Origin of the sequence: Aeromonas sp. BIGb0405, from assembly GCF_024807335.1 — a bacterium.
Classification (GTDB): domain Bacteria; phylum Pseudomonadota; class Gammaproteobacteria; order Enterobacterales; family Aeromonadaceae; genus Aeromonas; species Aeromonas rivuli.
In genome coordinates, this window is record NZ_JANUEP010000001.1 from 167,831 (window position 1) to 182,466 (window position 14,636).

The window sequence follows — 14,636 nt, forward strand, 5'->3', positions numbered from 1 at the left end:
AGATGAGTGAAAATCCGCCCGCGATGGGCGGTTTTTTTATGGCTGATATTCAGGGCGGGCGATTAACACAATCGACGCACTGCCCTTTGACCCCGGATCACGAATTCCCTACAATCGCGCAAACTCATTACGTCTCGGAAATCACACCATGAGCGAAGTCATTCACAGCAAGCTGCTGATCCTGGGCTCAGGCCCGGCAGGCTACACGGCCGCCGTCTACGCCGCCCGTGCCAACCTCAATCCCCTGCTGGTCACCGGCATGCAGCAAGGTGGCCAGTTGACCACCACCACGGAAGTGGAGAACTGGCCCGGTGATGCAGAAGGGCTGACCGGTCCGGCGCTGATGGAGCGAATGAAGGAACATGCGGAGAAGTTCGATACCCGCATCCTGTTCGATCACATCAACGAAGTGTCCCTGAACCAGCGTCCGTTCCGCCTCAAGGGTGACAGCGGTGAGTACAGCTGTGATGCCCTGATCATCGCTACCGGCGCCTCTGCCAAGTATCTGGGTCTGCCATCTGAAGAGGCCTTCAAGGGTCGCGGCGTCTCCGCCTGTGCCACCTGTGATGGCTTCTTCTATCGCAACCAGGAAGTGGCCGTGGTCGGCGGCGGCAACACCGCCGTGGAAGAGGCACTCTACCTGGCGAACATCGCCAAGAAGGTGCACCTGGTTCATCGTCGCGACGAGTTCAGGGCCGAAAAAATCCTGATCAAGCGCCTGCACGACAAGGTCGCCAGTGGCAACATAGTGCTGCACACCTACCAGACCCTGGACGAGGTGCTGGGCGACGAAATGGGCGTGACCGGCATCCGCCTGCGCAGCACCAAGGATGACAGCACCTCTGAGCTGCCGCTGATGGGGGTCTTTATCGCCATCGGTCACCAGCCGAACACCCAGATCTTCGAAGGCCAGCTGGCCATGGAGAATGGCTATCTGCTGGTCCGCGGCGGTCTGCAAGGCTTCGCCACCCAGACCAGCATTGAAGGCGTGTTCGCCGCCGGCGACGTGGCCGACCACAACTACCGTCAGGCCATCACCTCGGCCGGTACTGGTTGCATGGCCGCCCTGGATGCCGAGCGTTTCCTCGACGCGCAATAAGCGCCTCTCGCCCTGTGCAGGGCCAGATGCTGTCAATGACAAAGGCATGCCTCGGCATGCCTTTGTTGTATCCAGACCCCGCATCACGTCTTTGGTCTGTTCTCGATTTGTGGCCAATACCGCCTCTTCTCTGCCACTCGGGTCAGCGACAGAGGCTGACGACACGGGTGAGTCCTTGTGCTAGCCATGACTCAATATGTCTTGTCGACCCGCACCCCATCATCAAAATAGAGGATCCGCACCTTGTCGCCCTGGGCGAAGACCATGGCCGGATCGAAGTCCTGGATCACATTGACCAGCGCGTCCTGATCGTTGCGAATGAGCAGCTCCACCAACTTGTTCTCCACCACCTCAGTGCCGGACTGGTAATACTGCGCCGCACCGGCGCCCGCCAAGGCCCCCACTGCGGTGGCTATCTCCCGGCCATGGCCGCCGCCAAACTGGTTGCCGATCAGCCCCCCGATAAGGGCGCCACCCAACGTCTTCCAGCCAGATTGCTGCGACTCAATCACCTGACGCTGGGTAATGTTGCGCATCGTCTCGACCTGACCAAACACCACCTGGTTGACCGGGCGCGCCGTATTGCGTTGATAGACCTCGGCACTGGCCTGCATCGTGACAAAGCACAGCAGGCTGGATACTATCAGGATAATGGCCTTCATCTATGAAACCTCTCGATGCTATGTCTTGCTACCTGACCCAACTGGATGATGAGCCGACCCGGTTCCCCCACCCCAAACACGCGCTGGATGAGCCCAATGGCCTGCTTGCGATTGGAGGCGATCTCTCCCCTCCTCGTCTGCTCGCAGCTTACCACAACGGGATCTTTCCATGGAATGAACCCCACCAGGCCCTGCTATGGTGGTCACCGGATCCCCGTGGGGTAATAGTCCCCTCCCGCCTGCATGTGGGGCGCAGCCTGAAAAAGTTTTTGCGCCGTCATTCATTCGATATTTCCATCAATCGCGCCTTTAATCAGGTTATCACCGCCTGCGCCGCCCCCAGGCCCACCGCCAGTGGCACCTGGATCAGCGACGAGATGATAGCGGCCTACCAGGCATTGCATCGTCTGGGTCACGCTCACTCCATCGAAGTGTGGCAAGACGGGCAGTTACAGGCAGGGCTCTATGGTATCGCCGTCGGTCGCCTCTTCTGTGGCGAGTCCATGTTCAGCCGTATCGATAACGGCGCCAAAGTGGCCATGTGGGCCCTCTGTCGTCACTTCGAATGCCACGACGGTGCCCTCATCGACTGCCAGATGCAAAACAGCTTCCTGGCGACCCTGGGCATCGAAGAGTGGCCCCGTAGCCAGTTTTTAGCGGCGCTGGCGACACTGCGGCAGCAACCACTGCGTGAGGGGTGCTGGCAAACGAGGTCAATCAGCCTATGACAGAAGAAGTGATCCTCAAAGTCGGCCTGACCCCCAAACATGCCTGCAGCTATCTGGAACATCAACAGGAGCAGCTGCTGGTACTGATGGACAACGACCTGCTCAATGCTCACGGTTACGAACGCTTGTTGACTGCCGGTTTTCGCCGCAGCGGCAACGACATCTATCGCCCCCACTGTCCGAGTTGCAGCGCCTGTCAGTCTCTGCGTATCCACAGCGAGCAATTTGTGCCCAGTCGCAGCCAGAAGCGCATCCAGCAACAAAACCAGGATCTCTCCCTGGTGCTGAGCTATGACGACAAGCCCGAGTATTACCAGCTGTATGAGCGCTATATCCGCCAGCGACACCGGGACGGCAGCATGTACCCTCCCAGCCGCAGCCAGTACAAGGGCTTTCTGCACTGCGACTGGATGCCGCCGCTCTATCTCGAGATCCATCAGAATAACCGGCTGATCGGTGTGGCCGTCACGGACCTCTTGCCTCACGCCTTGAGCGCCATGTACACCTTCTTCGATCCCGCCTTTGCCGATCGATCCATCGGGACCTTTGCCATCTTGAGCCAGCTGGATCTGGGGCGGCGGACTGGTCGTCAGTGGCTCTATTTGGGCTATCAGGTTGAGGAGTGTCGCAAGATGAAATACAAGAGCCGCTTCCTGCCCCATGAGCGACTTATTAAGGGTGAATGGAAAAATATCGTCACCAAGCCCGAGTAAACTTTACACATTGGCTTAAATCCGGCATGATCCAGCGGATTTTTGTTGTGGCTTATCAAGAGGATTCAATGGCTAAAGAAGACAGTATTGAGATGCAGGGCACTATCTTGGAAACCCTGCCCAATACCATGTTCCGTGTGGAACTGGAGAATGGTCACGTGGTTATCGCTCACATTTCCGGCAAGATGCGCAAAAACTACATTCGTATCCTGACTGGTGACAAGGTGACAGTCGCTCTGACTCCCTACGATCTCTCCAAGGGTCGTATTGTTTTCCGCTCTCGCTAAGCCAGGAATTCAGCAAAAAACCCCAACCTGATGGTTGGGGTTTTTTGTCGTTTCGTGGTTTCTAGTTAGTGAGGCACGGCTTCAACATCGACCTGAAAATCGAAGCTGAGGCTATCATTTACTACTTCAACCTTGACGATACCCCCATCGACCAGTGAGCCAAACAGGATCTCATTGGCCAGGGGTTTCTTGAGGTGTTCCTGAATGACCCGTCCCATGGGTCTAGCTCCCATCGCCCTGTCATAGCCCTTCTCGGCCAACCAGTGACGGGCATCTTCCGATATCTCGAGGGATACTCCCTTGGCATCCAGCTGCACCTGCAGTTCGACGATGAACTTGTCGACCACTTGATAGATCACCGCCATATCCAAATGATTAAACCAGATGGTGTGATCGAGCCGGTTACGGAACTCAGGGCTGAACGTCTTGTTGATCACTTCCATAGCATCGTGGCTGAGATCTTGCTGCTGGAAGCCAATGGACTTGCGCTGCGTCTCCTGTACACCCGCATTGGTGGTCATCACCAAGATGATGTTACGAAAATCCGCCTTGCGCCCGTTATTATCGGTAAGCGTCCCGTTATCCATGACCTGCAGCAACAGGTTGAATACATCCGGGTGTGCCTTCTCGATTTCATCGAGCAGCAACACGGCGTGGGGGTGCTTGATCACCGCATCGGTCAACAGGCCACCTTGTTCAAAGCCAACATAACCGGGCGGGGCACCAATCAGTCGAGAGACCGTATGACGCTCCATGTATTCCGACATGTCAAAGCGCAGCATCTCGACCCCAAGGGCCTTACCGAGCTGCTGGGTGACTTCTGTCTTGCCCACCCCGGTTGGGCCAGCAAACAGGAAGCAACCGACCGGGCGTCGCTCGTTCCCCAACCCTGAACGAGAAAGACGAATGGCATCAGTCAGCACCGAAATCGCCTTATCTTGGCCAAACACCACCATCTTGAGATTACGTTCCAGATTCTTGAGCACTTCCTTATCGGAGGAGGAGACAGATTTTTCCGGAATACGCGCTATCTTGGCCACAATGGACTCAATCTCGGCCACATTGATCACTTTCTTGCGCTTGCTCACTGGCAACATACGCTGCCCTGCCCCGGCTTCATCGATCACGTCAATGGCCTTGTCTGGCAAATGGCGATCATTGATGTACTTGGCTGAGAGCTCGGCCGCGGCCCGAATAGCCTTGGCGGTGTAGCGCACACTGTGATGCGCCTCGTAGCGGCTCTTGAGGCCCATCAGGATGCGAGTCGTATCATCTATGGTCGGTTCTACGATATCGATCTTCTGGAAGCGGCGCGCCAAGGCACGATCTTTCTCGAAGATCTGGGCATATTCCTGATAAGTGGTGGAACCCACGCAGCGCAGCAAGCCATTAGAGAGCAGAGGCTTGATAAGGTTTGCCGCATCCAGCTGGCCACCAGACGCCGCCCCTGCACCTATGATGGTATGAATTTCATCGATAAACAGAATGGCCCCTTCCTGGCGCTCGATCTGTTTGAGCAGCACCTTGAGGCGCTTTTCGAAATCACCACGATATTTGGTACCGGCCAGTAATGACCCCATGTCCAGGGAGTAGATGGTACTGCCGGCAATGACCTCAGGCACATCGCCCTTGACGATGCGATAAGCCAAGCCTTCGGCGATCGCGGTCTTGCCCACTCCCGCTTCCCCAACAAACAAGGGGTTGTTTTTACGGCGGCGGCACAAAACCTGTATGGTGCGGCTCAGCTCCTGATCGCGCCCGATCAAGGGATCAATGCGGCCCTCAAGCACCAGCTGATTCAGGTTAGTGGCAAAGCTCTCTATTTGGGCGGCTGAGACATCATCGTCAGCATCGGTATTGTTTTGCGGGGTGTCTGGCTTGTTGTCTTTACGCACACCATGGGAGAGGAAGTTGACCACATCCAGTCGACTGATATCGGATTTCTTCAGGAAATAAGCGGCTTGGGACTCTTGCTCGCTGAAGATGGCCACCAGCACATTGGCGCCACTGACTTCAGTATGGCCCGAGGACTGCACGTGGAATACTGCGCGTTGCAGCACACGCTGGAAACCTAGCGTAGGCTGGGTCTCTCTGTCTTCGTCATCGACGGCAATCAACGGCGTGGTCTGATTGATGAAGGCCGCAATCTCCTTGCGCATCAACTCCACATCCGCACCACATGAACTCAAGGCCTCATGGGCTGAGCTGTTATCCAGCAGGGCCAACAACAGGTGCTCAACGGTCATGAATTCGTGACGCTCATCGCGAGCGAGCTTGAAAGCCTCGTTCAGCGTCTTTTCTAACTCTTTGTTCAACATAGGCACCTCCCCTAAGTACAGCAACAATGTGGTGTCGTTCTGTCATCACGTCATGTCGTTTAGGCCTTTTCCATCGTACATAGCAGTGGATGTTCGTTATTACGTGAATAGGTATTGACCTGGACCACCTTGGTCTCCGCTATCTCGGCGGTGAAGGTGCCACAGACTCCTTTACCACTATAATGCACACTCAGCATGATCTGGGTAGCCTTATCCAGATCCATCCGGAAGAACCGCTGCAAGACTTCAACCACAAACTCCATTGGGGTGTAGTCGTCATTATTGAGCAGCACCTTGTACATGGATGGCGGCTGCAGCTTGGTCTTCTCGGACTGCGCAATCTCTTCATTAACAAAGAGTTCTTTTTGCTTACTCATGATTGTGCTTGGGTACCTCTAGATTACTACCACCAGGCGTCAGGCTGTCAATAGAGTTGTTAACTGGATCACATGACTTGTTAACAACTTCTTGACTCGACCATCAGTTGGACTAAATTGGTTACTTGCTAATCGGCGCCCTACCATTATTAGGTTGATATCACTAGTTATAATGGGCTGGCGCAGGTTACTCAACGACTTTAGGGTAATCAATAAAAGGATGTAGATGTATGGCAACCGGAACAGTCAAGTGGTTCAACAACGCAAAAGGATTTGGGTTTATCTGTCCGGAAGGGGGCGGTGACGATATCTTCGCCCACTACTCCACCATTCAAATGGAAGGTTACAGAACCCTGAAAGCGGGTCAAGCCGTTCAGTTTGAACTGCAGCAGGGTCCGAAGGGAAATCATGCCGCTGTTATTGTGCCGAATGAAGCACAAAACATCTGAGCCAAGGTTGGATAAATAAAAAATCCGGCCTCATTTAGGCCGGATTTTTTATTTATCACTGCCCACAATCGCCTCCTCACAATCAGTCAGGCGTCATAGAGGGAAGATACGTTGCTGTTTTCTAGCCTCAACATAAGACAGAGTGACAAATGTTGGCAGACAGCAGACAGCAAAAAGCCCGACCTGAGTCGGGCTTTTCAATATGGCGGTGAGGGAGGGATTCGAACCCTCGATACGTTGCCGTATACACACTTTCCAGGCGTGCTCCTTCAGCCACTCGGACACCTCACCAAATTCTTGACTGCTGCTTTACCTGTTCAATCACCAGGGTTGCTCACGGCCAATGCCGCGACAACGGGGCGTAATTTAGGGGAAAGCCGCTCGCCCGTCAACGGCTTTCTCTGCCTCTTGCGCTCGACTGCCGGATTAATGCACAGAACCCGGTTCAACCACCACATCGACCAGGTTGAGGAAGCCCAAACGCTCACACTCGGCAACCACGTCATGGGTCGCGGCTATGGTGCTCTGCACAAACAGGATGAATTGCTCAACCGTGAGGCCCGCCTTGGTAAACACCGTATGACCGACCACCAGTCGTGGCAGATTGTCATCAATGATGTCGAGAAACACCTTGAGGGAGGGATACTGCATGTTGAGCCGGCCCAGTTCGGCCACCATGGGCAACAGCGCCGCAGGGCGAATTTCCAGCTCGGAGGAGAACAGCAGTCCTTCCTCTTCGACAAAGACGCGGCTCTCCTGAATGCCTTCCACCGATTGCAGGGAGACGATATGGATGCCATGACACTGATCGCAGACATAGTGCTCGATACGAGCCTGTTGCAACCAACGCATTATCATTTCGGAGCTGGGTGTATTCATCATGACGTTATGGGACTCTTGAAAGCGAGGGGCGCAGTCTAAACCAATTTGTGGCCAACCTAAAGCAGAGGCCCCTGCCCGCCTCTGTTTGCGCTTCTTTTTGACACTGACAGTCCATATACTCAGCCCACCTGCGCGCAGCCCTCAGCCGAGTATCGATGACCATCCAAGAGAAATATCGCCTGCACCTCAAGTCCCTTTCCGATGAATTGCTGGTGTTGCAAAAGCCGATCCGCATTCTGGATGCCATCAAATGGCCCCATCATATCCGCCATGACTTCCTGGCAAAGGGGGGCCGTGAACTCCCCGCCATCGATGCCAACTTCTATCAGGGCTTGGATCTGGGCTTCGATCCGCGCAACAAGTACCTGGAGCTCAAGGAGCTCAGGGACAGGATCCGCCGCAAACTGGGACCCCATGACGATCTGGGCCGCATACTGCAGGCCAACGTCGACCAATATATGGTGGTGATCGAGATGCTGCGCCAACGCGGTCAGCCGGACTTTCTGCGTTACAGCCAACGTCTCTATGGCTCGGCCCGGGATCATCTGCGTGGCGATCGCAAGACACTGCGCGAGCTGGGAGAGCGGTTGTGCGACATCTTCTCCCTGCCTGGCGCCCGCCATCTGGTACGCCCCTATCCCAAGGAGTTTGAGGGGCAGGCAGCGGTCGACCGGCTGCAGGACAAGCTATCCAGTTACTTTCGCGACGGTCAGGTGCAGGTAAAGCTGAGCGATGGCATCGTCTCGGATGCCGCAGCCGGCGGCGACTATATCAAGCTGAGCAGCCATGCCCGCTTCTCCGAGCTGGATCTGCAGGTGTTGGAAGTCCATGAGGGCTGGGTTCATGTCGGCACCACCCTCAATGGCCGACAGCAACCTTATGCGACCTGGCTCAGTGCCGGCTCACCACGCATCACCGCCTGCCAGGAGGGGTTGGCTGTGCTGATAGAGACTCTGACCTTCAGCTCTTTCCCGGACCGGGCTAAACGCATCTCGGACAGGGTGATGGCCATCGACATGGCCGAGAATGGCGCGGACTTCATCGAACTCTATCGCCATTTTCTGGACAAGGGCGCGAGCGAGCATGATGCCTACAAGATCACCCAACGCGTATTCCGGGGCGGCATGGTGGAGGGGGGCGCCTGCTTTACCAAGGATCTCTCCTACGTAAAGGGCTATGTGGAGACGGTCAACTTCATCCGCAGCGCCGTGTTGGAGGGCGTACCTGAAATATTGCCCATGCTGTTTGTGGGCAAGGTGACCCTGGATGACATTCCTGTGCTCTATCAGCACTATCTGGAGGGGTTGATCGCCGCCCCCAAGTACCTGCCCCCCATGTTCCGTGACCTGACCGGTCTCTATGTCTGGTTCGGTTTCGCCTCCGGTATGTCCCTGGTCGATATAGGCCGGGTTCAGCAGCATTTTCGTCAGCTGTTTCATCGCCTGCCGGTGGCCGATCCCATCATTACCCCGGTCGACAGCGAATTCGATTAAGCTCCCCGCCTCCCCTGCCTGAGCCACTTCCCATGGCTGCACCCACCATCAGAAAAGGGTCCGACCGGGCCCTTTTCATCCTAATTCAAGCCTGCACTAGCTGAACTTAACGAAATGCCCGGCCAGCCAGATAGTGCTTGCGGCACAGGGAGACATAACGGGCATTGCCCCCTATCTCCACCTGAGCGCCATCCCGCACCACCTGACCATCGGCATTGACCCTGGCATTCATGTGCGCCTTGTTGCCACACCAGCAGATGCTCTTGAGCTCCTCCACCTTGTCGGCCAGACAGAGCAGATGGTAGGAGCCCGGGAACAGCTCGGCACGAAAATCAATCTTGAGGCCATAGGCAATCACGGGAATACCCGCCTCATCCACCACCCGGGCCAGCTGATAGACCTGCTCCTTGGTGAGAAATTGCGCCTCATCGACGATGAATACATCGATGGCCTGCTCCGCATGGCGAGCCTTGACCATCTCGAACAGATCGCAGCTGTCGCTAAACACCTCCACCTTTAACGTCAACCCGACCCTGGCGCTGATCACCCCGAGTCCGGATCTGTCATCAATGGCTGGCGTCATGGCCAGAGGGTGCATGCCCCGCTCGAGATAGTTGAAGTGTGCCTGGATCAACTGGGTGGATTTGCCCGAATTCATCGCGGCGAATTTGTAATGTAGTGAGGCCATGCCTGCTCCGATACCAATTTATGGCGCGCATGCTAACGCAGCATGGCGTCAAAAACAAAGGGGCCCGCAGGCCCCTCATCATTCATCAGGCGGTGGCTGCCGCCTTCTGATTGGCTCTCAGGTAGAAGAGTGTCACCCCGAGGAACCAGACGCCGCTGGTGACAAAACCTGCGCCGACCGAGTGGGTCAGCCCCAGCACCAGGTAGCCGAAGGCAGCGCCGATGGCGATGGTCAGCGCATAGGGCAGCTGCGTCATCACGTGGTCGATATGATGGCAACCGGCCCCCGTGGAGGAGAGGATGGTGGTGTCCGATATCGGTGAACAGTGATCGCCAAATACGGCCCCGGCCAGCACCGCAGAGAGCATCGGCAACATCATGCTTATCTCGCTGGCGGCAGCCATATCACCGGCCAGAGGCAGCATGATACCGAAGGTACCCCAGCTGGTGCCGGTGGCAAACGCCATGGCGCCGGAGAGGCAGAACATCACCACGGGCAGCAACTCGATGGGCAGCCCGCTCTGGGCCAGGGAAGCCAGATATTTACCGGTCTCCACATCGCGGATGACGGCGCCGATGGCCCAGGCAAACACCAGAATATAGATGGCGGGCAGCATGGCCATGACGCCGTGCTTGATGACCTCGAGCCAGGTGCGCAGGCTCAGTCCCATGCGCAGAGTCAGCACCACGGCCACTCCAAGACCGCACAGGCCGCCATTGACCAGAGAGGCACCCACATCGGTATTCTCGAACGCGCCCAGCACCCCGAACGGCAGTCCTTTCTCGGCCAGGGCAGCAGCCCCGGTGGCCATCATGAAATAGACGGTGGACGCAGTCAGGGTCAGGATAGGCAACACCAGATCGAGGACCCGGCCGCGACTGGAGACCGGCAGATCGCCGCTGCTGCCGGGGGGCACACCCTTGGCCGGATCCCACAACTGCCCTTTGAGGGCGCGCTGCTCATGCTCACGCATGGGACCGATGTCGAGCTGGAACACTATCACCACCAATACCATGGCCAGGGTGAACAGGGCATAGAAGTTCATGGGGATCATCTGCACGAAGGCAGAAATGGGACTCTGATCCTGGATACCATGGGCCGTCAAGATGCCGCCGATGAGGGCGATGATATAAGCCCCCCAGGAGGAGATCGGCATCAACACACAGACAGGGGCGGCGGTTGAATCAAGCAGATAGGCCAGCTTGGCCCGGGAGATATTGAAGCGATCGGTCAGCGGACGGCAGATGGTGCCCACCGACAGACTGTGAAAATAGTCATCGATGAAGAACAGGAACACCAGCAGGCCGGTCAGCAGCTTGGCCCCCCGTCGGTCCTGGATACGCTGCGCCGCCCATTCTGCAAATGCCAGGGTCGCGCCCGACACCGTCAGCAGACTGATGATGCCGCCCAGCAGCAGCAGGAATATCAGTATATTGACGTTCCAGCCATTCAAGGCGCCGTCAGCCCAGAATATCCCCTTGGCCACCTGGCCGAGATACTCGGCACTGGCCAGGGGGGCAAACTGATTTACCAGCAGGCAGCCCAGCACGATGCCGACGCCGAGGGAGAGCAGCACCTTGCGGGTCGTGACGGCCAGTATGACTGCCGCCAAAGGGGGAATGAGGGACCACGCCGAATCGGCGTAATGGGTAATGTCCATGATCTCTTGACACCTACAACATAAGGTGGAGATCTACCGAGAGGATAAAGAAGAAAATGAGCCCGCGAAGGGTTACTCCTCAGCCCCTTCAGTAGCGCTCCATAGTGATTGACTATGGCAGTACTGCACCTGTTCGATGCAGTCCCAGCGACCCTGCATGATGGCATGATCACTTCGGCGCTGGCTCCTTTCCTCATGCTTCACAGGCATCACCCTCCGCATGAGTAGTTATAGGCAGCGCGCCTCTACTTAAAAGGTATTCGGCGGGCATTTTATCGTGCTGACATTTTATATCAAGTTTTTTGATTTAATACTCATTCGAATCAAGTCTTTCCGTGCAATGGCAGTGAGAGATATCACGGAGGAAAGATCTGACGAGATTTTAGCCTGACACCCACCTTGATGAGGTTTCTCACCCTAATTAACCCGTCGACAGGGATTAAAAAATAATGATCTTAATTTCAGGCAATTATTTATTAATTCTCTCGACTTGACTTAATGTCGTCCTGACGTATAAATTACCAGAAAATAGTTATCCAATATTTATCCCTTTCTTGCTCGCATGGTAACCACTATGACTGAATTTCTGAAAGTACTGCTGAATATCCGTAGCCTGCGTGCCGCTTGCCGTGAGCTGACTCTGGAACAACTGGAAGAAGGGCTGGAGAAATTCTCCGCCATCGTTGCTGAACGTCAGCAAGATGAAGCCGTCGATCGTCAAGCTCGCGAAGAGCGTCAGCGTAAAATCAATGAATATACCGAAATGCTGAAAGCCGCGGGGATCGACCCGGCTGAATTGGTTAGCACGGCTCCTTCCGCCGAACCGGCTAAAGGCAGCAAGCGCGCTCCGCGTCCGCCGAAATACCGTTATGATGATAACGGTGTCGAGAAAACCTGGACCGGTCAGGGTCGTATGCCTTCCGCTATCGCCAAGGCCGTTGAAGCAGGTAAATCCCTGGCAGATTTCGCTATCTGATTTATCCAGGCATTCCCTATAAAAAAACCTCGCATGGCGAGGTTTTTTTTTGCTCCAGACAAGGCTGCTCACTCTGTCGTCAGAACCATCTGGGTATTTACCTGTCTGCCGCTTTAATCCAATGCACTTCCGGCTTGCCCTCTTGGCAGACCAGGTAGCGAGCCAGGGTAAAGAACCAGTCGCTGAGCCGGTTGACGTAGGGGATGACGGCAGGGTTGATCTGCTCCTGTTCAGCCAGGACAAGCAGCTGTCGCTCACAGCGCCGCGTCAGTGTCCGTACCACATGGGCCAGGGCAGCCGCTTCAGATCCGCCGGGTAGAATAAACTGGCGCAGCGGCGCTAATTGTTCAGTGTAATGATCGATCTGGGATTCCAGTCGCGTCGTCCACTCCTCCCTGACCTGCCAAATAGCACTCGACTGCGCCTCACTCGAAAATGCCAATTCACCTCCCAGGTCAAACAACTCTTGCTGAATGAGGGTCAGCTCGGCTAATACCTGGGGGTGCTGAACGGTTATTTTCGCAGCAAGAAGACCTATATGAGAATTTAATTCATCTATGTCGCCATAACTGGCCACTCTTTGATGACTTTTGGCAATGCGGCTACCATCTGCCAATCGGGTCATCCCCTTGTCGCCTTGCCGGGTATATATTCTCATACTGATATCCTATCGATGATGGGTAGTATCATGGACTCGAGCCCATTTAATTTTATCTCATACGCCAATGCCAGTGATTGCCCCAGAGAGCCAGCCGGAAATCCACTCCGCGCCATCCACACCAGATAAGGTTCAGGCAAATCGATGAGCCTGCGCCCCCGATATTTGCCATAAGGCATTGGCGTGGCCAGAGTCAGCAATATCTGTTCGTCAGGCAAGCCGGTCATTTAATCGATTTCCAGATATTTATGAGTCTGGATAGAGAGGCGCCAATTACGTTCAATACAGACCGCCATGGCAAGCTGGGTTGCCCTGGGGTTCTGGCTGATGGGTTGCAGCGCGATCACCACATCCTCGCGCAGCTGGGCGCCGGCGAGCAGGGCATCCAGCTCCTCGACATGTCGCATCATGGCCACAGGATGCTTGATTTCATTGGCCCTGGCCAAGGCGTTGGGCAACACAGTCAAGCCGCCAGCCATCCCTATTTTAGGGGATACGGTGACCCAGGTCGCCGGATGGGTCAGCACCTCGCTGGTACCGCTCGTTTCTATCTGCAGCTGATAACCGGCCTGGTGCAGGGTCTCGCTGAGCTCGTTCAGATCATAGAGGCAGGGTTCCCCTCCGGTGATCACCACGTGCTTGGCCCGATAACCCAGCTCGGCAAAACTGGCCAATATCTGGGCGCCGCTCATCGGGCTCCACCCATCGGATTCGTTAGAGCAATCCAGCACCTGGCTGACCGGCACCTGGCGCGCCGGATCCACCACCCAGGTATGGCGGGTATCGCACCAGGGGCAGCCAACGGGGCAACCCTGCAGGCGCACGAAGATAGCGGGCAGGCCGGTGAACACCCCCTCCCCCTGTATGGTCTGAAAAATTTCGTTAATCGGGTAGAGCATCATAAAACTACTGGTTACCAATCACTGTGACCCCGTGCGGGGTGAATAAGGCTAGCGCCCCTGTTTGTGTTGCAGACGCAGGCTGACGCCTGCCCGATCAGCCAGATACTGATCCAGACCACGGCGGCGCAGTATGCAGGCGGGACAGGTCCCACAGCCATCGCCAATCAGGCCGTTGTAGCACGTCAATGTTTGTTCGCGCACCAGGTTCAGCTGGCCGAACGTATCGGCGAGCGCCCAGGTTTCGGCCTTGTCGAGCCACATCAAGGGCGTCTCGAAACGCAAGCCACGATCCAGTCCCAGCGCCACCGCATGGTTAAGCGCCTTGACGAACTCATCGCGGCAATCGGGATAACCGGAGAAATCCGTCTCGCAGACCCCGGTGATCACCGCCTCCGCGCCCACTTGATAGGCATAGATGGCCGCCAGGGTCAGGAAGAGTATGTTACGGCCCGGCACGAAGGTGTTGGGCAAGCCATTGTCCTGCAACTCGCCACTGACCGGAATATCGTCACGGGTCAGGGCCGATATGGCCAGCTCCCCCAGCAAGGTGACATCCATCACCTTGTGGGCAGCCACGCCCAGCACCTTGGATAGGGTGCGGGCCGTCTCAATTTCCGCCAGATGGCGCTGGCCATAGTCGAAGGTAATGGCGTGAACCTCGTCATATTGCGCCTTGGCCTGTACCAGACAGGTGGTACTGTCCTGACCGCCACTGAACACCACAACTGCTTTTCTCACTTGATA

At 56.0% G+C, this 14,636-nt stretch carries 17 protein-coding genes, 1 tRNA gene and 1 riboswitch; of the genes, 7 read left to right on the forward strand and 11 right to left on the reverse strand.

Going from position 1 to position 14,636, the window contains the following annotated elements:
* The first annotated feature begins 148 nt into the window (after positions 1-148).
* Positions 149-1,099: a thioredoxin-disulfide reductase gene (trxB, locus tag M2366_RS00835; protein ID WP_042042903.1), complete on the forward strand. Its 951-nt coding sequence runs from the start codon at positions 149-151 to the stop codon at positions 1,097-1,099.
* Between the two features lie 191 nt (positions 1,100-1,290).
* On the opposite strand, the gene M2366_RS00840 is transcribed toward trxB, so the two are convergent.
* A complete protein-coding gene (locus M2366_RS00840; protein ID WP_042042904.1) occupies positions 1,291-1,761 on the reverse strand; it encodes a glycine zipper 2TM domain-containing protein in 471 nt (156 codons plus the stop codon).
* Positions 1,762-1,781: 20 nt separating this feature from the next.
* Between M2366_RS00840 and aat the strand changes: the two genes are divergently transcribed.
* The 3 genes from aat (at position 1,782) to infA (ending at position 3,489) form a co-directional block, all read left to right on the forward strand.
* Positions 1,782-2,489, forward strand: a complete 708-nt coding sequence (gene aat / locus M2366_RS00845) for a leucyl/phenylalanyl-tRNA--protein transferase (protein WP_042042928.1) — start codon at positions 1,782-1,784, stop codon at positions 2,487-2,489.
* Positions 2,486-3,202, forward strand: a complete 717-nt coding sequence (locus M2366_RS00850; RefSeq protein WP_042042905.1) for an arginyltransferase — start codon at positions 2,486-2,488, stop codon at positions 3,200-3,202. The genes aat and M2366_RS00850 overlap by 4 nt, the downstream gene beginning before the upstream one ends.
* Positions 3,203-3,270: 68 nt before the next feature.
* Positions 3,271-3,489 (forward strand): translation initiation factor IF-1, encoded by a 219-nt coding sequence (infA, locus tag M2366_RS00855; RefSeq protein ID WP_005300033.1) that lies wholly within the window; start codon positions 3,271-3,273, stop codon positions 3,487-3,489.
* Positions 3,490-3,554: 65 nt separating this feature from the next.
* Here the strand turns inward: infA and clpA are convergent, their stop codons facing one another.
* Positions 3,555-5,807, reverse strand: a complete 2,253-nt coding sequence (gene clpA, locus M2366_RS00860) for an ATP-dependent Clp protease ATP-binding subunit ClpA (protein WP_259236669.1) — start codon at positions 5,805-5,807, stop codon at positions 3,555-3,557.
* 59 nt (positions 5,808-5,866) lie between these two features.
* Positions 5,867-6,184 carry an ATP-dependent Clp protease adapter ClpS gene (clpS, locus tag M2366_RS00865; protein WP_005907683.1) on the reverse strand — a complete coding sequence of 106 codons (318 nt, stop codon included), beginning with the start codon at positions 6,182-6,184 and terminating at the stop codon, positions 5,867-5,869.
* A 230-nt stretch (positions 6,185-6,414) separates the two neighbouring features.
* On the opposite strand from clpS, the gene cspD reads away from it, so the two are divergent.
* Positions 6,415-6,633, forward strand: a complete 219-nt coding sequence (gene cspD, locus M2366_RS00870) for a cold shock-like protein CspD (RefSeq protein WP_005907684.1) — start codon at positions 6,415-6,417, stop codon at positions 6,631-6,633.
* A 203-nt stretch (positions 6,634-6,836) separates the two neighbouring features.
* On the opposite strand, the gene M2366_RS00875 is transcribed toward cspD, so the two are convergent.
* Both M2366_RS00875 and M2366_RS00880 read right to left on the reverse strand, forming a co-directional pair.
* A tRNA-Ser gene (locus tag M2366_RS00875) sits at positions 6,837-6,924 on the reverse strand.
* Between the two features lie 135 nt (positions 6,925-7,059).
* Positions 7,060-7,515 carry a YbjN domain-containing protein gene (locus M2366_RS00880; protein WP_083940412.1) on the reverse strand — a complete coding sequence of 152 codons (456 nt, stop codon included), beginning with the start codon at positions 7,513-7,515 and terminating at the stop codon, positions 7,060-7,062.
* Positions 7,516-7,670: 155 nt separating this feature from the next.
* Here M2366_RS00880 and M2366_RS00885 point away from each other — a divergent pair, with 155 nt between their 5' ends.
* Entirely contained in the window at positions 7,671-9,008 is a 1,338-nt protein-coding gene (locus M2366_RS00885; protein WP_042042908.1) for a flavohemoglobin expression-modulating QEGLA motif protein, read from the forward strand.
* Positions 9,009-9,114: 106 nt separating this feature from the next.
* Here M2366_RS00885 and M2366_RS00890 read toward each other — a convergent pair whose 3' ends face one another.
* Both M2366_RS00890 and M2366_RS00895 read right to left on the reverse strand, forming a co-directional pair.
* Positions 9,115-9,696: a thymidine kinase gene (locus M2366_RS00890; protein WP_042042909.1), complete on the reverse strand. Its 582-nt coding sequence runs from the start codon at positions 9,694-9,696 to the stop codon at positions 9,115-9,117.
* Positions 9,697-9,781: 85 nt separating this feature from the next.
* On the reverse strand, positions 9,782-11,356 hold the full coding sequence (locus tag M2366_RS00895; protein WP_224432731.1) for a Na+/H+ antiporter NhaC family protein: 1,575 nt from the start codon (positions 11,354-11,356) through the stop codon (positions 9,782-9,784).
* A gap of 84 nt (positions 11,357-11,440) precedes the next feature.
* A riboswitch (Lysine riboswitch) is annotated at positions 11,441-11,612 on the reverse strand.
* Positions 11,613-11,930: 318 nt separating this feature from the next.
* Here M2366_RS00895 and M2366_RS00900 point away from each other — a divergent pair.
* A complete protein-coding gene (locus M2366_RS00900) occupies positions 11,931-12,332 on the forward strand; it encodes an H-NS family nucleoid-associated regulatory protein (RefSeq protein WP_042042911.1) in 402 nt (133 codons plus the stop codon).
* A gap of 97 nt (positions 12,333-12,429) precedes the next feature.
* Here the strand turns inward: M2366_RS00900 and M2366_RS00905 are convergent, their stop codons facing one another.
* The 4 genes from M2366_RS00905 to queC are packed head-to-tail and all read right to left on the reverse strand — an operon-like array spanning position 12,430 to position 14,630.
* Positions 12,430-12,990 carry a cob(I)yrinic acid a,c-diamide adenosyltransferase gene (locus M2366_RS00905; RefSeq protein ID WP_259268716.1) on the reverse strand — a complete coding sequence of 187 codons (561 nt, stop codon included), beginning with the start codon at positions 12,988-12,990 and terminating at the stop codon, positions 12,430-12,432.
* Entirely contained in the window at positions 12,987-13,217 is a 231-nt protein-coding gene (locus M2366_RS00910) for a DUF3820 family protein (protein WP_042042913.1), read from the reverse strand. The genes M2366_RS00905 and M2366_RS00910 overlap by 4 nt, the downstream gene beginning before the upstream one ends.
* Positions 13,218-13,889, reverse strand: coding sequence for a 7-carboxy-7-deazaguanine synthase QueE (queE, locus tag M2366_RS00915; protein WP_259268717.1), 672 nt, complete (start codon positions 13,887-13,889; stop codon positions 13,218-13,220).
* A 51-nt stretch (positions 13,890-13,940) separates the two neighbouring features.
* Positions 13,941-14,630: a 7-cyano-7-deazaguanine synthase QueC gene (queC, locus tag M2366_RS00920; RefSeq protein ID WP_042042914.1), complete on the reverse strand. Its 690-nt coding sequence runs from the start codon at positions 14,628-14,630 to the stop codon at positions 13,941-13,943.
* Between the last annotated feature and the right edge of the window lie 6 nt (positions 14,631-14,636).